General features: G+C 62.8%; 14 protein-coding genes. 8 read left to right on the forward strand and 6 right to left on the reverse strand.

What is annotated here, in order from left to right; translation table 11 throughout:
- The 3 genes from NK214_RS21970 to NK214_RS21980 all read right to left on the reverse strand — a co-directional run.
- A partial coding sequence (locus NK214_RS21970) for a hypothetical protein (RefSeq protein WP_253315522.1) occupies positions 1 to 423 on the reverse strand: 423 nt, incomplete at its 3' end.
- Entirely contained in the window at positions 420 to 884 is a 465-nt protein-coding gene (gene iagB / locus NK214_RS21975; RefSeq protein WP_304502823.1) for a type III secretion system invasion protein IagB, read from the reverse strand. The genes NK214_RS21970 and iagB, both read right to left, overlap by 4 nt.
- A complete protein-coding gene (locus NK214_RS21980; RefSeq protein ID WP_256477528.1) occupies positions 881 to 2,575 on the reverse strand; it encodes a HilA/EilA family virulence transcriptional regulator in 1,695 nt (564 codons plus the stop codon). Before NK214_RS21980 ends, iagB begins: the two co-directional genes overlap by 4 nt.
- Positions 2,576 to 3,189: 614 nt before the next feature.
- Between NK214_RS21980 and NK214_RS21985 the strand changes: the two genes are divergently transcribed.
- The 8 genes from NK214_RS21985 to NK214_RS22020 all read left to right on the forward strand — a co-directional run bounded on the left by NK214_RS21985 (position 3,190) and on the right by NK214_RS22020 (position 11,556).
- Positions 3,190 to 3,591 (forward strand): hypothetical protein, encoded by a 402-nt coding sequence (locus NK214_RS21985; RefSeq protein WP_227105408.1) that lies wholly within the window; start codon positions 3,190 to 3,192, stop codon positions 3,589 to 3,591.
- Between the two features lie 58 nt (positions 3,592 to 3,649).
- Entirely contained in the window at positions 3,650 to 6,253 is a 2,604-nt protein-coding gene (locus tag NK214_RS21990; protein ID WP_253315524.1) for a hypothetical protein, read from the forward strand.
- Between the two features lie 51 nt (positions 6,254 to 6,304).
- Positions 6,305 to 7,147, forward strand: coding sequence for a hypothetical protein (locus NK214_RS21995; protein WP_253315525.1), 843 nt, complete (start codon positions 6,305 to 6,307; stop codon positions 7,145 to 7,147).
- Positions 7,148 to 7,314: 167 nt separating this feature from the next.
- Positions 7,315 to 7,737 carry a TcdA/TcdB catalytic glycosyltransferase domain-containing protein gene (locus NK214_RS22000; protein ID WP_253315526.1) on the forward strand — a complete coding sequence of 141 codons (423 nt, stop codon included), beginning with the start codon at positions 7,315 to 7,317 and terminating at the stop codon, positions 7,735 to 7,737.
- Positions 7,734 to 8,213, forward strand: coding sequence for a hypothetical protein (locus tag NK214_RS22005; protein WP_227105400.1), 480 nt, complete (start codon positions 7,734 to 7,736; stop codon positions 8,211 to 8,213). The genes NK214_RS22000 and NK214_RS22005 overlap by 4 nt, the downstream gene beginning before the upstream one ends.
- Before the next feature lie 13 nt (positions 8,214 to 8,226).
- The gene (locus tag NK214_RS22010) at positions 8,227 to 9,051 is read left to right on the forward strand and encodes a hypothetical protein (protein ID WP_253315527.1); all 825 of its coding nucleotides are present in this window, start codon (positions 8,227 to 8,229) and stop codon (positions 9,049 to 9,051) included.
- 60 nt (positions 9,052 to 9,111) lie between these two features.
- Entirely contained in the window at positions 9,112 to 10,245 is a 1,134-nt protein-coding gene (locus NK214_RS22015) for a hypothetical protein (RefSeq protein ID WP_253315528.1), read from the forward strand.
- Between the two features lie 108 nt (positions 10,246 to 10,353).
- Complete coding sequence (locus NK214_RS22020) at positions 10,354 to 11,556, forward strand: hypothetical protein (RefSeq protein ID WP_253315529.1); 1,203 nt, start codon at positions 10,354 to 10,356, stop codon at positions 11,554 to 11,556.
- Positions 11,557 to 11,756: 200 nt separating this feature from the next.
- Here the strand turns inward: NK214_RS22020 and NK214_RS22025 are convergent, their stop codons facing one another.
- The 3 genes from NK214_RS22025 to NK214_RS22035 form a co-directional block, all read right to left on the reverse strand.
- On the reverse strand, positions 11,757 to 14,393 hold the full coding sequence (locus tag NK214_RS22025) for a hypothetical protein (protein WP_253315530.1): 2,637 nt from the start codon (positions 14,391 to 14,393) through the stop codon (positions 11,757 to 11,759).
- 139 nt (positions 14,394 to 14,532) lie between these two features.
- Positions 14,533 to 16,410 carry a GMC family oxidoreductase gene (locus tag NK214_RS22030; RefSeq protein ID WP_253315531.1) on the reverse strand — a complete coding sequence of 626 codons (1,878 nt, stop codon included), beginning with the start codon at positions 16,408 to 16,410 and terminating at the stop codon, positions 14,533 to 14,535.
- A 9-nt stretch (positions 16,411 to 16,419) separates the two neighbouring features.
- Positions 16,420 to 18,870 carry a hypothetical protein gene (locus NK214_RS22035; RefSeq protein ID WP_253315532.1) on the reverse strand — a complete coding sequence of 817 codons (2,451 nt, stop codon included), beginning with the start codon at positions 18,868 to 18,870 and terminating at the stop codon, positions 16,420 to 16,422.

An 18,870-nucleotide genomic window follows, 5' to 3' on the forward strand; every position in this document is an offset into this window, starting at 1 on the left:
TTTGCCGGAGCCGGATTCGCCCACCAAGGCGACGGTGCGCTTGGCCGGGATGTCGAAGCTAACGTCCTTGAGCGCCTCGGGCGTCATGCGTTGGCGCAGCAATGCCATCGGGTCGCGTTTGGGCATCGGCGCGGCGTCGGCGCGGGCCGGGTCGACGTCCGCCAGGGGCGCGGGCTGCTGCAGTTTGGCCATGGGCCGAGCCGACGTTTCCGCGCGGGCCTGGGGCGCGGCTTGCTGGAAAGCTTGCCGCAGCAGCCCTACCGAGCGGCCGGGCTGCGCCGTGCGCGGCGCGGGCTGGGGCGCGGCGCCCTGGCTGACGCCGCGCAACTGGGCGGTCCAGGCCGAGGAGGGACTGGGCTTGGGGGCGGTGGGCGGCGGCGTCGCGGACAGCGCGCGCGGGGCGGGAGAAAGCGAGCGAATCATGAGAGCTCCTTGCTTGGGGGTGGGGCGGCTTGGCGCAGCTTCTGGTAGCGCCGCCACACTTGCTCGGCGTAACGCATGCGCAAGGCGCGGCGGCTGGGCGCGGTGCCAGCGTTGTAAGCGCCCACCGCCTCCCAGGAATAACCGTAACGTTTCATCATCTCGGCCAGGATGGAGGCGCCGACGACCACGGACAGACAGGCGTCGCCCATCAGCTGCGGTTCGGTGACGCCCAGCTGGCGCAGCCGCGGCAGATGGGTGCTGTTGATCTGCATCAGGCCCAGGTCCCGGCTGCCGTCGCGGTTGCGGCCCACCGCGTCCGGCTTGAGCCCGGACTCCTGCTGGGCGATGGCGTAGAGCAAGTCCGGCGCGATATTGAACATGCGGCCGGCGCGATCCCAGCAGTCCGCCCGCGCCGCGCCGGCGCACAAGAAGAGGGCGGACAACAGACAGACGCGGATCACGCCGCCTCCGGCTGGCAGGGCTGAGCGTGTTCCGCCAGCTCGCTCAGTCGCGGATCGTGGCGCCAGGCCTTGATCCACAGATAGCCTTCGGCCTGCAATTGGCGCCAATGCTGGACCGCGGCCTCCGGGCCCTGCGCGGCCAGGATCAGCGGCAGCAGGCTGGAGCGCACCTGGCGGCTGTCCACCTTGGCGAGGAAGGCGCGCAAGGCGGGCACCGCGGCGTCGCCGCGACGGCAATAGTCCACGTAGCTGTGATTGAGGGCGAGCAGGCCGGCTTCCTCGCCGGAGTCGCGCACCGCCTGCACCAGCTCGTCGGCTTGCGCGTGCTGGCCTTGCAGCCCCAGCAGCAGCGCCAGCACGCTTTGCAGCACCGGGTGGTTCTGGCCGTATTGGCAGAGCTGGCGCTTGCCCAGCGACACCGCGTCGTCGATGCGGTGTTCGTAATAGGTCAGCCACAGCTTCAGAATGCTGGCGGAGATGCGCGAGGGGTCGCGTTCCAGGCAGGCGTCCAGCGCCTGCTGCGCCTGGGCCAGCTTGCCGGACAGGAATAAATGCCAGGCGTGGTAGTAATGGATGTCGACGGCATCCGGCGCCAGCAGCCGCGCCTGTTCGAACAGCGCCTCGGCCACCGCCTGCTCCGAGCGCATGCTGCTGAGCAAGGCCAGCAGTCCCAGCGCCTGCGGATTGGCCGCGTCCAGTTCCACCGCCTTGTTCACCGCCTGTTGCGCCTGGATCAGCGCCTGGGCCTGGTCGAACAGGCCCAGCTGGGCCAGGGTCAGATAGCACTCGGCCAGGCTGCAGTAAGGCAGCGCGTGGCTGGGGCCGGCGTTGACGCATTGGCGCAGCAGCATCAGCGCGCGACGCAGGCTGGACGGGGTGTGTTGCTGCAGTTCGTGGCGGCCGTTCAGATAGGTGATGGCCATGTCCAGCGAGCCCAGCTCGTTGTTCTGGCCCTGGTTCCAGCGCAGGCCGGGAATGCGTTGCGGCAACAGGCTGGCCAGCCGGGTTTGCAGCGCGGTGATCGGCTGTTCCGGGCTCAGCTCTATGCTTTCATGGTGGATCAGCTGATGGCCGGCGGCGCGCACCAATTCCACCCGCAGCTTCCAGACGCCGCCTTGCTGCAGGGTCTGGCCGGCCAGGTAGTAGTCCGGGCGCAGCTGATCGATCATCGCCACGATGTCGGTGACGTCGCGGCAGTTTTGGGTGATGGTGGCCGGCAGCACGATCAGGCCGAACGGCGAGTAGCGCGACAGGCATTGCACCAGAGCGTTGTGCAGGCTGACCGCGTCCAGCTGCGGATGGGTGCGGAAGGGCAGCACGGCCACCGAGCATTGCGCCGCCAGCGGCGTGGGTTTGGACACCATGGCCACCGGGCGGCTGAAGCGATAGCCCTTGCCGTACACCGTGTCGATATAACGGCAATCCTTGGTTTCCAGCAGGATGCGCCGCAGCGCGTAGATACAGCGGGTCAGCGACTCTTCGTTGACTTCGCCGTCCGGCCAGACGCGGTCCAGCAGCGCGTCCTTGCTGACCAGCTCTCCCGCCGCTTCCAGCAGGGTGGTCAGCACAGCCAGTTCCTTGGGCGGAATGCTGATCTGCTGCTCGCGGTGCAGCAGCATGCCGTCGAAGTGAAGGACGAAGTCGCCAAAAACAAATTGCCTGTTCATGAAGCCATCTTTATGTAACGCCATCTTCTAGTTCCTCTTGCGCGCACGGCGCAATAGCGCATGGCGGACCATGCGGATCGAGTCGACCAATGCTGCGACTTGTGTGCTATTCCCCGTAGCATCGCGGCATGTCGGCGTGTTTTTTGTTCGGTGGATCTGTTGGGTGATTTGCGCTGGTTCTTGGGGCCGGCTGCGGATTCGCATCGCGCGGCGTGTGTCCGCCGCTTCCCGCCCGCTGTCGCCTGGAATTGCCAGTGTCGTCAACTGGCGCTCAAAGCCTTTATCCGGTCATAAAAACAGAGAGAGTGGATGGTACTTTTGCCGCCGAGGGCCAGCTTGCAAAAAATGTTCAGCGAATGACATGGTCTTGTTTGTCCTGTTGTTATGTCATCGGGTTGTTAGGGAGGTTTTTGATTTCCTTCGCATAAATTGATGTATGTAGGAATACTACGTGAGGGAGTGCTTGCTACAAATGGGAAAACTCTCAAAAACGAGGGGGGCGGCTCGGACGAGGTCGCGGCCGATTTATGCAAGTTCGGTTACCGGCGTTGGGGTAGTTTGACGCTGTCGCCGAGCATGCGCCGGCGGCCCCTCATCACCGTTGTTCTGGCCTCGCCGCCAAATCAGGAGCGTTTGAAATGTCTTTTAATGTTTCGTCGAAGCCGACCGCCAATTCCCCCCGTTTGGCGACGCTGTCCGAGCCGCAGCCAGGCGCGCCGTCCGCGCCGGCGCAGAGCCCGTTCGCGGCCGCGCTGCGCGGCGGCGGCATGACGGCGCAGGCGCCGGCTGTCGAACAGAAGCCGGCGTCCAAGCAGGCTGACGCCTGGCAGGCCGTGATAGCCGAGCTAGCTCGGGACTGCGCTAAATATTGCGACTTGGCGGCCCAGGGCGTGAAAGACGGGACAGTCAGTCCCGAGGCGCGCGGGCAATTGCAGGGGCTGCTGCTGGGCTGGACGGAGATGGGGCGGGAATTGCAAGCGGAAAGGCCGTCGCCCTTGGCGTTGGCCGCGAACTTGAAAGCCGGCAACGGCGAAAACTAGGCAGGCGCTCCGGGCCCGGCCCGGCGTTTGAGCCGCGATGCGGCGCGAGGAGGCATCCATGTTGGACACAGTTGCAAGCGGGGCGGGTACGGTGCGGTTGCAGGGCTTCCGCCGCTTATCGGAATCTTCGGCGCCGCGGCCGGCGCAGGGCCTGGCCGCCGCCTTGAGCGGCGCGCGCGGCGCGGCGGAACGCCGCGTGGAAGACGCGCCGCCGGCGCGCGGCAGTCAGGTGGTCCTCAGCGACGACAAGCTGCGCTTGCGGCGCGAAGACCTGGGCCAGACCCTGCTGGCGATGAAACGCGAAGCGTATCGCCAGGCGGAGCCGGAACGCTCGCGCTGGCCGCGCTGGGTGCAGGCGCTGAACATCCTGCCGCGTAGCCACGCGGTGGCGCCCAAGACGGTGGCCATCGTGGAAAGCTTGCGGCAGAAACTGGCGGCCGGCGACGCGCAGACGCCGCTGGACATTAAAGAATGCGCGCGGCTGTCGCTGGATATGGAAGCGCTGGCGCGCGCGGCGACGCCGGGCAGCCCGCTGGCGGAACTGGGCCAGCGGCTGGCCCTGTTGGGCCAGGCGGCCTGGGCGCAGTTGGCGCGGACGGAGGCGGAAGCGCAGCTGCTGCCGCAATTCCAGCGCTTTGATCAGCCGGGCGCCAGCCAGGAGCGCAATGTCGGCGCTTCGGTTGGGGTCGGCCTGGGACTGGGCGAGGCCGGCGCCGGTGCCAAGGCCACCTTCAGCGTGGGCCTGGCCTGGAGCCGCGGCATGGACAACGACGACGAAGGCTTCGTGTTCCAGAACCAGGGCAAGGCGGTGTCCGCGCGCGCCGGGATTCAGGGCGGCGTCGGCGTCGCCTCCTTGTCCGGCGCGGTGGAGGGGCGCCGCCAACGCACCGTGGCGACCGAATACGCCAGCGCCACCGCCTTCGTCAAACTGAAGGCGGACCAACTAGCTCACGGCTCGCGCCGAGACACCCTGGGCGTCAGCGCCCGCACCGCGGTGGGCGCCTTGATCCGCTTGTTCCGTCCCGGCCACGGCAATGAGTTGCGTCAGTACCAGCAATTGCAACAGCAGGCGGCGGATCAGCAGCAGCGGCTGGGCGTATTGCTGGGCTGGCTGGGGCAGCGCGACAGCGCCGCGTCCCTGCCCGGCGCGCAGACGCCCTATCTGCCGCCCAGCACGGTGGACAGCGTCAAGGGCAGCGCCTCGGCGCGCGCCGAAGCCGCGGGCGTTGGTGTCGGCGTTGGCGCGGCGGTGGAGCGCATCGACATCCAGGCCGACGCGCTGACCCCGATCTGGCAAGGCCTGCGCCAGGAGCAGGGCGCGGCGCGCAACGCGACGATCGCGCAACAGCGGCTGGCCGGCATCGAACAAAAAGCCGCCGCGCTGATGGGCGCGGACGCGCGCAATCATCCGCTGAGCTGGCTCAGCGGCGCGCAGAGCATGGCGGCGCTGCGCGAACAGACGCCGGAGCGGCTGCGCGACGCCGCGGACGGCCTGCGCGCCGAATTCGAACATTTCTGCGCCGTCGCCCAGCAATTGGACGCCGGCATCGGCAAGCGTCAGGGCGGCGCGGCGGTGGAACGATCCATCCAGGCCGCCTGGCGCGCGGGAAGCCGCGAGGAAACGCTGGCCAATATGGCGCTGGCCCACGCCGCGCTGACCCTGAGCGCGGCGGGCAAGGGCGACGAGGCCTTGTTGCAGAGCCTGGACGAGCTGGCGCCTCGGCTGTACGCGCCGCCCGTCCGTCACGACGCGGCGGCGCTGGCCAAGCGAACCAGCTTCCACGATGTGCTGCGCCTGCAGATCCGCGACCGCAGCGTCGCGCTGGATCTGGGTGGCGTGCTGGGGCCGCTGGGCCTGAAAGCGGAAGCCTCGCTGACCGAACGCACCCGGGTGCATCACAATCCGGTGCGAGCCGGGGATTACAAGGACGTGAGGATCAGCCTGTCCGGCAATCTGAGCGGCTCTTGGCCGCTGGACGCCTTGCGCGACGCGCTGAGCGCGCAGCTGGCGCCGCACGGCCTGGCCGCCGAAGTGCCGGCGGCGCTGGCCGGCCTGCAAAGTTCCGCGGGGCTGCAAGGCGGCGGCGCGCTGACCCTGCTGCTGCGCTTTTACCGGCCGCAATACCAGACCCAGGCCGATTTCCCGGCCGAAGCCGCCGGCTTCCGGCTGCAACTGAGCCGGGTCAGCGCCAGCGGCAACCTTGGCCTGTCCGCCTCCGGCGGCGTGCCGCTGCAGCCGGGCGTATCCCTGGAGCTGGGCCTTAACGCCGGCGCCTCCGCCACCGCGGTGCTGGGCGAGCGCTGGGGCGACAACAGCCTGAGCGCGCCGCTGATGCATTATCTGCACCTGAAGGCGGTGGACGAGAGCGAGCGTTGGCCCGCGATGAGAGAGGCGCAGCGCCCGGCGCTGGAAGCCTTGTGCCGCAAGCTGGCCGAGCCGGGCTCGGCGGTGCGGCGGGAGGCCGATTACTACCTGCGGCGCCAGGGCGCGGACGGCGCGGATTTCTTCGCCGCGATGGAAGCTTACGCTGTCGGCGGCTCCAGGCCCGCCGGGGACGCAGCGCTGAAGGAACTGGACGCGATGATGGAGCGCCAGCTTCCCTTATGGCAGGCGGACAAGCAGAGTTTCGCCGGTTGGGAAGAACTGCCGCTGGCGCGCTAGCGGCGGTGGATTCTAGCGGCGGTGGATTAAAGATGAAGAGGATCAAAGCGCATGAGAATCTCGGCTAGCGGCGCGGCCATGCCGCCGCCGCGACCGGAAGCGACGCCGACGGCGGCGCCCAGCCGGCTGGCGCAGGCCTTCAAGGGCGTCGACAGCGTGGGCGAGCCCGCGCCGCGGCCCTTGGAGCGTTTCCGCGACATCGCCCGTTTCGTCGCCGCGCTGATGCCCAAAGAAGGCGAAACCGGACTGGTAGACGAAGAGTTGCGCGAGGCGCGCGACCCTCGCCATCGCTACCGGGAGTACGCACAGCCGGCGCACCGGCAATGGGTGGCCAGCGGGGACAGCGCCAGGGAAAACTTCTTCGCCTGGATGGACGCCCGCCCGGAGCTGGAAATCAACCTGGCCAAGCCGGGCCAGCCACCGCGGATGGCGCGCTTGGGCGACGCGCCGCAAGTCAGCTATCTGAGCGACGCCGCCGCGCTCCAGCCCTATCTGGCGGAGGTGGCCGACGGCGTATGGCGGCGGCCGGACGGCACGGCTATCGACACCGCCGGCTCCAAGGGCAAGCTGGGCATGCCCGGCTACGCCATCTTGGTGCTGGACCGGGACGACAGGCTGTTTGTCCACGACGCGGTGCTGGGGCGGCTGCACCATACCAGCGCCAGCGCCGGCAAGCCGGTGCGGGCGGCGGCGATGATAGAGCTGCGTGAGGGCAAGGCCAGGTCGCTGATGCTGTCTTCCGGCCACTATATGAGCGATCTGGACGATCTGGAGCGGCTGCTGGATTTTCTGAACGGCAAGATGGATCTGTCGAAACTGGCGGTGCTGGCTCCGCATGAGGACCGGGCGGAACTGGCCGAGGTGCTGGCGCCCTATCGCCAGGCCCGGCGCTGAAGCCGGGACGGTTTCAGACGCAAGCGGCGCGCCAATTTGGCGCGCCGTTTTTTTATGTCAGCTCGGCGCCAGCGGCTTAGGTGAGCGCTTTTTGGAAGTGCTTGATCTTGGCTTGGATTTAAATACTTCCGACTGTCTTATTTTCTTAATTTTCAGGAGTCGCAGACATGGTGCTGAATTCAGTCGGAGTTCGTCTGCTTCAAACCTCGTCCTCCAATACCGGCGTGGAATCGGTGCAGGCCAGCAAGCGTTTTGCTCAGATTTACGATAAGAGCGATTTCAAGGCAGTGTCGTCGGAAATCCATATGGTTTGGCTTGGCTCCAAGCCTGGCGACAGCCAGCAGAAATATCTGCGAGGAGGGTTGGAGAAAAACCAGAGCAGCGGGGTCAATTTGTGGGTGGATTCGAAACCATTCGGCGCTTACGCGGTGAATAAGGATGTCCGCGAACAAGTGAATACGCTATTTCCGGATGCCAAGCAATATCAGCAGGAAAAACAACTACGCGGCTTGTTCAGTCAATTGAAGGCCGGCTTGCAGTCCGAGGACAAACCACTGGGCCGTGCGGCGCAGAAAAAGGAAATGCCATGAGCGAAAAAATGGATGATCAAACCCACTCCTTGGGCAGGTCGTTGAATTCTGTGACCTACAGTTCATTATCATTCTCTCAAAATATTCATCATGAACTTAGTTCCTTGGTTCGCGATGCACTGACCGAGCTGGGCGTTTCAGACCAATTGTTGCATGGCTTTGACTCACACTCAACCATAGCCATTGATCTAAACGAAGGGCTGTCTATTAATATTTCGCTGGTCGACGATCGCCTCTTCATTTGGTCATTTGTCCCGATTGGTGAGGAGCTGTTGATAGACAATGCCAGGCACATCATGCCTGTTCTCACAACTGTAATGGAATATGTTGAAACGGGCCACTTAACATTGGGTAAGTGCAATGATGGTTTCGAATTAAAAGCATTGATTAGCCCGAGCGCATTGCTTGAAAATAAATTCAGTGAAGTTATTTATGGTTTTTATGGCGCGCTAAAGATTGTGTCTAGCCACCGATGAGGAGGGATGTTTGATGCTGGAAATTAAAGTCAATCACATCGCCCAGGTCGGCAGATGCCAAGCAGAACAGCAGGGTGAGCCTCAGTTACTGCCGGTTAAAACAATAAAAAACTCCCCAGGCATGATGCGTTTCAAAGAAGCCGCACAATTCATTATGGAAATGATGCCAAGAAAAAGCTGTGGGGAAGCAGGTGCTAATCCAAAATACTGGCTGGAAATTAAAGATCCGAAGCATCGCGATAGGGTTTCGTTGAATGGTCTTGATGCCCAGTCCGGTGCATTAAGCGCATGGCAGGAAGATGCTAATAGCAAGGTTGGGCTATTCCAGTGGATTGATCAGCATCCCGATGTTGAAATCAATACGCTCAAGAATAAACCTAAGCATCCTCTGTCGCAGGATGTCGGCTATATCAATTATCTATCCTCAGATCAAGCCGCTAATTATCGGGTAACGCTTTCACAGGGTGAATGGAAAGTAGGGGGTAAATTATTAGATACGACACATCTGCCAGGCAAGGCCGGGATGGAGGGCCACGCTGCCATTGTTGTCCATCGAGATGGAAATATCTTTGTTCATCCATATGAAAAAGGCAAATGGCAGCATACTTCGACGACAGAAGGTAAGCCGGTTTTATCAGCGGGCATGATACTCATTGCACAGGGAAAAGCGAAATCATTTCATCTGGATTCCGGCCACTATATGCCGCAGCGGCCTCAGCTAGAGCATCTTTTAGCTCGATTGGCGGCGCAAGGCGTCAATATTGACGAGCTCGATATCCACGCCAAGTCTATCGCGCAGGCTGATATAAAGGCGCTGGTGAGGAAGTATTCTGGTTGACGGTGTTGTTTGCCAGGTGGGAGTCTGATAATACAAACGCATTCTATTAGGATATAGACAATGATCCAAGTCCAAACATTGCATCGTTCTACCTCTATTACGCCGACTGAGCAAAGTCATCAGCGCAATCAGTCCCTAAATGTGCGGGCAGTGCACAATACTCAAAACTCGCCAATGCACAGAACGCTGGACATCTACGGCATAGATGATAATCGGAAAGTGTTAAGCCAGCTAAATCAGGATAAATACCATGTGTTGATTAAAAAAGACCACTCAGGTAATCCTGATTTAACCCACGGTGCCTATGTGTCCAAACAGGGTGAGGATGACTATGGCAACTTTAACTGGTTAAATCCAAAGGGGCTGATGAAATATCAAACCCCAGATGTCGCTGTTATCAGCTTTACGAATAAAGATCAGTTAACACAGCTTAGCGAGACCTACTCGAAGACTCCCTTGCCGGATTTTCTCACCAAGGTACTTAATGCAGAGGCCTGCCTAGATACTGATCTTTATCGCCGGAATGAGAGTCTGGCGCAGTTTGTTTCGCCAATTGACAGCACGCAACATGGATATCTCATTAGTCCCAATACACCGTACTGCGATGCAAAAGTGTTGGATGCCTATGTCAACGCTCCCGAAACACTCAAAAATAGCAAACATGGCATCATCTTGTGCACCTACGCGATTCATCCGGGTATACAGTCCTCATTTCTGGAATCGAGAAATCATCAATCAGGCCCTGAGAGGCTTGAGGCAAGCCAGAAGACGCCACAAAAGATGATTGATGAAAAAACACAGATTGACTCCTTAACCAGCATTCTGAGTTTAAAACAAGAGCATCTTCCGCAGCTCGAAAAATTGCGACAAGAGACAGTGCAGCATCTTCGAAATGTATATGCTGTAAATGAACATGACAATACCAGAATGTTTTTCCATTTTCCCGTTGCAGAGAAAACCGCCACGCTTCACTTGCACACCTGGGTAAACAAAGGCGATCACCCGCTGAATGAACCAAGGTCTTTCGATCTCGACGCGATTATTGCGCATCTTAAGTCCGGGAAAGAGATTAGCGATCTTGTTCTTGACCGAAACGGGGGAAGTTATTTTTTGCCGACCTCAGATTCCATTAAGGATATTAGCGGTATTCCATTTAAAGGCGTGCACGATAATGTTCTAAATCTGCCTTTGTAATATTTATACTTGGCCTTTTGTTCGTTGGAGTGCGATCAGTAAGCCTGAGTGACTAAGTGCAGCCAACGCACCTGCAACGTGCAATATGACAATTACAGGAGATAACTCATGATTTCAATTCAAGCGTTGCGGCCTTCTGCTGCGACTTTGCCCGCTGACTCGAGTCGCTTATGCCATGAGACCCTAGATGTACAGGCAGTACGTAACTCTCAGGCCAGCCTGACACAACACGAAAGCTCTGCGATCCGCAGAACATTGGATGCTTACGGCATTGATGACAACCGGAAAATCCTGAGCCAGCTAAATCAAGACAGGTATCAGGTGTTGATTAAGCAAGACAACTCCGGCGCCGCCGATTTAACCCATGGTGTCTATATATCCAAACAATCTGAAGACGACTATGGTAGTTTCAGATGGCTAAACCCAAGAGGTTTGCAAAAGTATCAAACTAAGGACCTAGCTCAGGTAAGGCTGACAACAACAAACCTGGCGCAGCTCCAGGAAACGTACAAAAATGAAAATACTACCCAGTTCCTGGTTGAGCTGCTACGCGGTAACAGCCGGGAACCTGGCGATAAGGTATACAATGAGGTGTATAAAAAAAATCCAGATATCTTCCATTACTCTGCCCCGTTGGGGACGGGCAATGGGTTTCTGATTTATCCGAATATTCCCTACATGTCGCAAACCTACACCGCTGGACAAGTCACGGATTTGGCCGCTAGGCCAGAAGGCATCCAGCTGACGGCCTGGGCCGTTCATCCTGCTTTGCCACATGACTTGATTCAGGAAATGAAGGGTGATCCTTCAATAGAAAAAGTAGCGGTTAAGCAGAGGGAGGAATTAAATCAATATAACGCCGAGTTAAAATCAGGCGTGAAGTCATTGACTTCCATATTGGATTTGGAACAAAGCGATGTTGGAATGCTGGAAAAACTAAAGCGGGATAGCCTTCAGTGTTTAGTTGATACCTATGGGGTGTCTGCTGAAAAAGATAAGGTGAAGTTGTTTTTCCATTTTCCGGTGGCGCCTTCAACCGCTACCTTGCATATGCATATTTGGGTGAACAAAGGGGATCATCCTTTAAATGAGTCGCGCGCATTTGGTATTGATGAGGTCATTCAGCATTTAAAGAGTGGTGGAAATATCAATGAATTGATATTGTCCCGAAACGATGGGCAATTTATATTGCCGAGCAAAGATATGTTACATAAGATTAAAGGCATGCCTGAAAGTAAAGCCCCAATGCCTGCCGACTATAGCGAACTTAGGCTTCCTATCGATGTGGCGCATCAAAAGGACATGGCCTAAGACCCGCTTCTGATCCTGCGTTGCGCCTCCTTGTCGTACGACTGGTACTGTAGCTTCGCAGAAACTTCGTTTTCTGCGTCGGCGCGCCTTGGCTCAGGTTCTCTGCGAGGTTTTGTTAGCGGCTCTAAGCGCCTGTTCATGATCCAATGCGCATAGCGAGACGCCGGACGGCGGACCGGAAACGTTCAGCCTGTTCCCGCTCAGGCGCCTCCCCCGTCCGCCGTCAGCCAGCCCGCGCCGTTGCGGTCCAGTTCCCTCACCGCCTGTTCGCCTATGCACAGCCCCAGTTTGCGGTAGCTCTCGAACTGGGATTCGTCGAACCACTGATTGAGCGTGGACTGGTGCGGGAAGGCCGGATGTTCGGCCCGGTATTGCAGCACGTCCACCGGCTCCATGCCCTGGCCTTGCAGGCAGGGCTTCAGGTAGAGCAGGTGGCCGTTGGCGCCGGAGGCGTAGCGGATGTAGCCGACGGCGAAGGCGGATCGGCTGAGGCCGGTGGCCGGATCGCGGCGGATGGCGTCCACGTCGATGTGGATTTCCGCGCCCAGGTCTATCCGGCATTTGCGGATGGCGTTGCCCAGGTCCTCGAAAGTCATTTGTTCGTCCTGACCGGCGTCGCTGATCACGATCAGCCGGCATTCCCGCCGCAGCAGTTCATACAGGCCCAGGTTTTCGAAGTGGCCGCCGTCGCTGAGATAGACGAAGTCCGAACGGGCGTTGGTCCGGCCCAGCAATTCATTCAATAGATAGACCCAGCCCTGCGGCGGGGACATCGCCTGCAGCGCGGCGCCGGGCTTGCCCGGATTGGGGCACCAGCGGCCCAGCCGCACATTGAACACCGTCAGCAGAAAAGTCACCGCCGGAGAGCTGTGATAACCCTGGTTGGGGCTGACCGCGGCGCCGGACACCGCCATCAGCGAGCCTAGCATCGGTCCCTGCTCGGCCCCGGTGGCGTCGTCGTGCATATAGGCGTGGGTGGGCACGAAGGCGTCGATGACTTCCGGCGCGCTGTCGGGAAATTTGTAGCCGCAGTACAGCGGGGTGAAGGTGAAGGAGGCGGCCTTGCGCTGCTGCCAGGCCAGGTCGTCGCCGGCCACCAGATTGAGGGCGGTGTTGATCAGGTGGTAGGGCCGCTGCGGCGGGCCGGAAGGCGAACCGGCCAGCTCGGCCAGCGGCAGGTCGTCGCCGGCGTTGAAGCCGGTGAAGCGGTTGACCGTGTCCGCCCGTTGCGGCGCGCTGGCGCCCAGATAGCCGCGCGTCAGCCGGTTGCGGTAGAAGTTGTGCAGCGAGAACAGATTGATGTCGAAGCGGGAGGAGGCGAACACGGCCAGTCCGACGAAGGCCAGGATCAGCGCCGCGTACAGCCCGCCGCCCATGCCCTGTTGTTCCGAGGCGGCGAAATGCAGCGCGGTCCAATCGCTGAGGCCGCAGCGCTGAAAGCCGCACAACTGTTGGCGCAGCTGCCAGCCGTCGGCATGGATCTCCAGCGCCGCCAGCAGCCAGCTGAGGCCGGCGCTGAGCAGGATCAGCAAGCCGGCGACGAAGACGTAAGGCCCGATGCGGGCGACCAGGTCGCGCCAGCCGGCGGACTGGCCGCAGCCGGTTTTGGCGGACTGGCCTTGCCAGACCGCGGCCAAGGTGGTCAGCAGCCAGGCCGGCAGGGTCAGCGCGCGTAGCCAGTCGGCGGTCACCGCCAGCAGCGGCAGCGACAGCGCCACCACGAGGAACAGCAGCACCAGCGCCAGATCCAGCGCCAGCAGCAGGCCGCCCAGGCGCGACCACCATTCGCGCTGCAGATCGGAGAAGCTGCGTTTGACCAGGCCGATGTGCAGCGCGGCGCTGAGGGCGAACACCGGCGGCAGCACGGCGAAGGCGCCGGCCACCACATACCAGGCCTGGGCCAGCGGCGCGCGGATGCCCAGGCCGTAATCCAGCGCCTGCAGCAAGAGCCACAGCTTGCCGCCGCCGGCCAGGCCGGCCAGCAGCGCCCACAGCACGCTGCGCAGATAGCCGTTGCCGCGCAGCTGGCTGAAGCCGCGCGCGAGCAAGGCCCAGTAGCCGGCGTAGGCCAGGCTGGAGACCAGGGCCACCCGCCACAGCGGCAGCTGGTGCCAGAAGTCGGCGCGGTTTTCCAGTTGCTGGAGGGTGAACACCGCCATCGCGTAACAGAAGAGCAGCAATAGCCCTATGCTGCAGGCCGGGGCATTGGGCGAGGCAGCGGTTTTGCCGTCGCGGGTGGTGGCACGCGCCAGCAGGGCGGACAGCACGGCGGAGGCGGCGGCCACGGCCAGCGCGGCGGTGCCCGCGTAGGGCCAGGCGGCGAGGCTGCGCGCCAGGCCCACCAGGAAATGGGGGCCCAGCAGCAGCGCCAGCAGCAGGCTTTGCAGCACGATCTGGTTGAGGATGAAGTTGCGCCAGTAGGTGATGACGGCGGACAGGGTGTCCAGGCTGAACAGGCCGGTCTTGGGCGTCAGGTAGTTGCTGTAGTCGCGCAGGAACTGGATGGCCGGCTGGCGGCCCTGATGGTCGCGCAGCGTCTGTTCCATGCCGGCGTTGCCGGCGCGGCGCTTGAGCGCGGACAGCCAGCCGCCGAGGTAGCCGCCGCCGGACACGGTGGACAGGTAGTCGAACTCGCGCAGCCAGCGGCTGCTGGCCAGCGCTTGCAGCACGCCCAGGTTGAAGGTGGCGCTGCGGATGCCGCCGCCGGAGAAGGCGAGGCCGGCTTGCGGCGCTTCGCCGCCGCCTGGACGTTCCACGCCTTCTTCCGCCCGCGCGGCGGCGAGGCCGGCGCGTTCGTCGGCGTGGACTTGGGAGAAGGGCTGGGTCGGGGTGCTCATCGGGTCCTTTCCGACGGAATGGGTCGAGGTGGCGGCGCGGGTGGGGCGGGGAGATGATATGGGTTTGCTTCCCTATCCTCTCCACGCCTAAAGGCCACTCGGCAAGGCCGGTTCGCGCCTGGACGCCATCCCGCAGCGCTTATGAGCGCTTGGCGTCTTCCAAAATCGCCTCCGCCGCCTTCTCCGCGATCATGTAGACCGCGGAGACGATGAAGAAGCCGGGAATGCGCGGAAACACCGAGGCGTCCACCACGCGCAGGCCGCTGACGCCATGGACGCGGAAGCGGCTGTCCAGCACGCCGCCGGTTTCGCGCGCGCCGATTGCGCAGCTGCAGGAGGCATGGTGGCCCCAGGCGTTGTCGCGGACGAACTGACGCAGTTCGTCATCGCTTTGCACCGCTTCGCCGGGCAGTTCCTCCTCCGCGATCAGGTTCTGCTTTTTCAGATCGGCGGTCAGGCTGCGCACGAACTTGATGCCTTCCACCACGGAATCCAGATCCTGATCGCCGCCGGCGCTGCCTTCCTCGAAGTAGTGGAAGTTGATGTCCGGCGGGTCGCGCGGGTCGGCGGAGCGCAGCTTCACCGTGCCGGCGCGGTTATTGGTGTGCGCCTTGAGAATGGCCCAAGTCAGGTAGTTCAGGTGTTCGGGGAACAGGCGCGAGTAGCCGGGGAAATAGCCTTTGAACAGGCCCAGCAGCGCGAAGCAGAACAGGTCCGGCAGCGGCCGTTCCTGCGCCGAGCGGCGGATCACCGCCAGCACCGCGCCATTGGTGGTGTAAACGCCCTTGCGGCCTTCCGCCCATTGCTTGTATTGCGGGTCGCCGGGCGCGAATTCCGCGTCTTTCAGCACTTCCCAGTGCTTGAAGTTCATCCGGTTGACCACGCCCACTTCGTAGCGGTCCTGCAGGTTCTGGCCGACGCCGGGCAGGTCCACCCGCGGCGCGATGCCGTGCTCTTGCAAATGGGCGGCCGGACCGATGCCGGACAGCATCAGCAGCTGAGGGCTGTTGAAGGCGCCGCCGGCCAGGATGACTTCGCGGCTGCAGCGGACTTCGCGGCGCTCGCCGGCGGCTTCGCTGACCCGGCCGCTGGCGCGGTAAAGGCCGGCGCCCTTCAGGTATTCCACGCCGACCGCGCGCTGCCCTTCGTCGAACAGCACCCGGGTGGCCAGCGCGTCCAGCTCGACGCGCAGCCGGTCCGGGTGGCGGGCCGCCGCGTCCAGCACCCGTTCGCGGCTGCCGTTGCGTTGATGATTGCGGGTGGCCAGCGGCGGGTAGCAGACGCCGACGGCGTTGTCGCGCACCAGCCGCCAGTCGTTGGGATCGGCCTGGCCTTGCAGCAGCCAGCGCCAGCTGCGGTGCGGCACGTCCACCTCCTGGAAGACCTTGTCCACCGATACCAGCAGGGTGTCCACCAGGCCGGCGTCGCCCAGCGCGGATTCCGGGATCGCCTTCTCGGTTTGCAGCCAGCCGCGCCAGCCGTGGCGGGTGGGGTTGACGCCGAGCAGGCCCAGCCAGCGGTAGAGCGGGCGGTGGTGGCAGTTCTCCAGCCGTTCGAAATAGCCGCGCATGTGGTCCGCGCGCCAGCTGGGGTCGCCGGTGAGCTGGGCGATGCCGTCCCAGTCCGCGTTGTGCGGGTAGACGGTGATCATGGCGTTGTGGGCGGTGCAGCCGCCCAGCGCGCCGGCGCGCGGATAGAGCACGCCGTCCACGTTCTGGCCGTTCCATTGCGCGCGGTATTTGGGGTCGCGCTTTTGCTGGGCGTCGTCGGCGTAGTGGCGGACGAAGTAGTCCAGTTTCATCGCCTCGTTTTCCGAGGCCAGCGCGTGGAACACCGGCACATCGTAATCGTCGGGCAGCCGTTCCGCCTGGGGCTGCCAGGCGTCGCCGCCCTTGAGCGCGCGCGGGTCGCCGCCGGCCTCCAGCAGCATGACCCGGTGCCCGGCCTCGGCCAGCCGCGCCGCCAGCGTGCCGCCGCCGGCGCCGGAACCCACCACGATGTATTCGTATTCGTCCATGGAGCGCCTTTAGAAGGTTTTCAGGAATTCGATCAGCGCGTACTTGTCGCTGTCGCTGAGGCCGGGTTCCTTGCTTTGGTAGCCGGTGCCGAAGTAATGGCCGCGGTTGACCTCGAAGTCCGGGCAGGTGCTCAGCTCAAGCATCGGCTGCGCCAGGTTGGCGAACACCTTGCGCGCCTCTTCGTCGCTGGCGCCCGGCGGCAGCGCCTTGAGGTCGTGCTTGATCTTGAGCAGCAGGTCCAGCAGCTTCTTGTCGTGCTTGAGCCGTTCGCCCAGCGAGGGGTTGTCCAGCGTCACCTGCAGGTTGGAGATCAGGTTGACCGGGGTGCCGGCCGGAATCGGGCCCAGTTCCACGCCGTCCTTGCCGAACAGCCAGGGCAGATAGCGTTGCAGCGGGCCTTGCAGTTCTTGCAGCGCGTCCGGCAGGTAGCCGGTGGGCACGCGCAGATAGCTGCGGGCGGTGGTGCGGTCTATCAGGCCGGGGATTTTGGCGCCCAGCATCGTGTCCTTCTCGCGTTTTTCCGGCCACAGCAGTTTCTGGATGGAGTCGTTGAAGGACTCCATGCGCGCGGCCACCGACGGGCTGGGATTGAATTTGCCCAGGCTGTTGTTGAGCAGGAAGGGCGCGGTGGACCAGACGCTGATCAAGGAGGCGGGACGGGTGTAGCCGCGGCCGCCGGCCGGCATCTTGTATTGCGAGGGCACGCCGGTGAAGGGGTTGTGCACGGTGATCTCGCCGACCGAGGGCAGGTCTTTATAGGTTTTGGACGAGAAGTTGTCCCAGATATTGCCCTTGAGCGCATTGGTGGCCAGCGGGCTGCAGGCATTGGTCTGCAGCAAGGTCACCGGCACCCGCAGCTCGGTGGACAGGTAGTTGTCCTTCAGGAAGTCGTCGGCCTGGACGATCTGGCGCATTTGCGATTTGAAGTCTTCGGTCTTGGTCCAGTCCCAGTATTTGTTGAAGCAGCCCAGGTAGTCCGGGCCGGCGCAGCCGGCGGTGGGGTCCAGCGGCGGCACTTTGGGCGGCAGCTTGCTGGAGTGGCAGCGCGCGCAGTTTTCCGCGAACACCACCTTGCCGCGGCTGAGTTGGGCGGCGTCGCGGCTCAGGTATTGCTCGCCGCCGGGCGCGTCCTTCAGCTTGTGCGGGTCCGTGCTCTTCAGGAAGAACAGCGCCATGTTCACGGTCTGCTGCTCGGTGGATTGCCAGTACACCGAGTTCTTGCGCGCGTCCGCGATCTGGATCGGGGTGATGGTCTTGCCGCCCACCAGCGGGTTGAAATGCAGCAGCCATTCCTCGCTGAACAGGCCGATGTTCAGATACACGCGGTTCAGCGCGCCCAGCGCGCCCACCGAGTCCGAGCCGTCTTTCAGCACCCGCGGCGTCCATACGGTCTTGGGCGGCTGGAAGAACTGGGTCAGCGGGCCGTCTTTGACGAAGTCGTTGAACTGCTTGTTGTTGAGCCCGCCGCCGGCCAGGGTTTCCTTGCCCCAGCGCTTGGCGATGTCCAGCCGCGGTCCCAGGCCGTACACCGCGTTCATGGTGCGCGGGTTGTTGATGGAGTCGGTGGAGATCAGCGAGGTGTCCAGCGCGCCGGGGCGCGAGGTGTGGAACAGCTGGAAGGGGAAGCTGCTGGGGTCCGCCTGCCAGGAGAAGATGCGGTCCACCCAGAAATACTGGGCGCCGACGTTGGAGCTCAGGTTTTCCCACTTCGGATGTTCCGGGTCCGCCGGCGGTTTCACCGGATTGGGGCCGACGTGGCAGAACGCACAGGACATGCCCACGCGGTAGGGGCGGATCAGGTCCTTGTCGTTGTAATACGTCGGGTCTTCGTAATAGCGCTTGGCGTCCCATTTCTTGGCCGCGGCCTCGTCGAAGGCCGGGTTGGGGAACAGGCGCAGGCCCACCACGCCGGTGGCGTAGCCGTAGAAGGAGCCGGCGGGCAGGTTCTTGCCGCGCGCGCCTATGGCCACGCCCGGATATTTCTGCTCGTTCTCGAACGGGTCTTTCGGGCAATCGGCGCGGCGTTGGTCCAGCCACAGGCCGAAGCGCTTGTCGTCCGGGCCGCCCGCCTTGTCGAAACAGGGCTCGTTGACCAGGCCCAGATAGTTCCAGCGGTTGTCGCGGCTGAACTTGAGGCCGGGGTGGGAAGACAGGGTCTTGAGCAGGTCCAGATTGCCCACGCTGACGGTGGCGAGCTTATCCCACAGCCTGTCGTTGCCGCCGGTCCACACCAGCCAGGTGTTGCGGCCTTTGACTTCGGCGGCGTCCAGCGCCACCGCGCTGTCCATGTCCTTGAAGTAGTCCTCGTCGGCGGCGGGGAAGGATTCCACCGTGCGTTGGGCCTGCTTGGCTTCGTCCAGCACGGTGCCGGGCTTGGGCTCGCCGTCCCGGCAGCCGGCCAGGCTCAACAGCAAGAGCAACGCCGCTCCCCGGCGCAGGGTAGGGGTCAACTGGGCCAT

The organism is Chromobacterium sp. S0633 (assembly GCF_024158805.1).
Classification (GTDB): Bacteria; Pseudomonadota; Gammaproteobacteria; order Burkholderiales; family Chromobacteriaceae; genus Chromobacterium.

Coding starts and splice junctions, on each gene's coding strand:
- NK214_RS22000 (WP_253315526.1), top strand. CDS start 7,315: ATGGTGCTGAATTCAGTCGGAGTTCGTCTGCTTCAAACCTCGTCCTCC.
- NK214_RS21985 (WP_227105408.1), top strand. CDS start 3,190: ATGTCTTTTAATGTTTCGTCGAAGCCGACCGCCAATTCCCCCCGTTTG.
- NK214_RS21980 (WP_256477528.1), bottom strand. CDS start 2,575: ATGGCGTTACATAAAGATGGCTTCATGAACAGGCAATTTGTTTTTGGC.
- NK214_RS22020 (WP_253315529.1), top strand. CDS start 10,354: ATGATTTCAATTCAAGCGTTGCGGCCTTCTGCTGCGACTTTGCCCGCT.
- NK214_RS21990 (WP_253315524.1), top strand. CDS start 3,650: ATGTTGGACACAGTTGCAAGCGGGGCGGGTACGGTGCGGTTGCAGGGC.
- NK214_RS22025 (WP_253315530.1), bottom strand. CDS start 14,393: ATGAGCACCCCGACCCAGCCCTTCTCCCAAGTCCACGCCGACGAACGC.
- NK214_RS22035 (WP_253315532.1), bottom strand. CDS start 18,870: ATGGCCCAGTTGACCCCTACCCTGCGCCGGGGAGCGGCGTTGCTCTTG.
- NK214_RS22005 (WP_227105400.1), top strand. CDS start 7,734: ATGAGCGAAAAAATGGATGATCAAACCCACTCCTTGGGCAGGTCGTTG.
- NK214_RS22030 (WP_253315531.1), bottom strand. CDS start 16,410: ATGGACGAATACGAATACATCGTGGTGGGTTCCGGCGCCGGCGGCGGC.
- NK214_RS22015 (WP_253315528.1), top strand. CDS start 9,112: ATGATCCAAGTCCAAACATTGCATCGTTCTACCTCTATTACGCCGACT.
- NK214_RS22010 (WP_253315527.1), top strand. CDS start 8,227: ATGCTGGAAATTAAAGTCAATCACATCGCCCAGGTCGGCAGATGCCAA.
- NK214_RS21995 (WP_253315525.1), top strand. CDS start 6,305: ATGAGAATCTCGGCTAGCGGCGCGGCCATGCCGCCGCCGCGACCGGAA.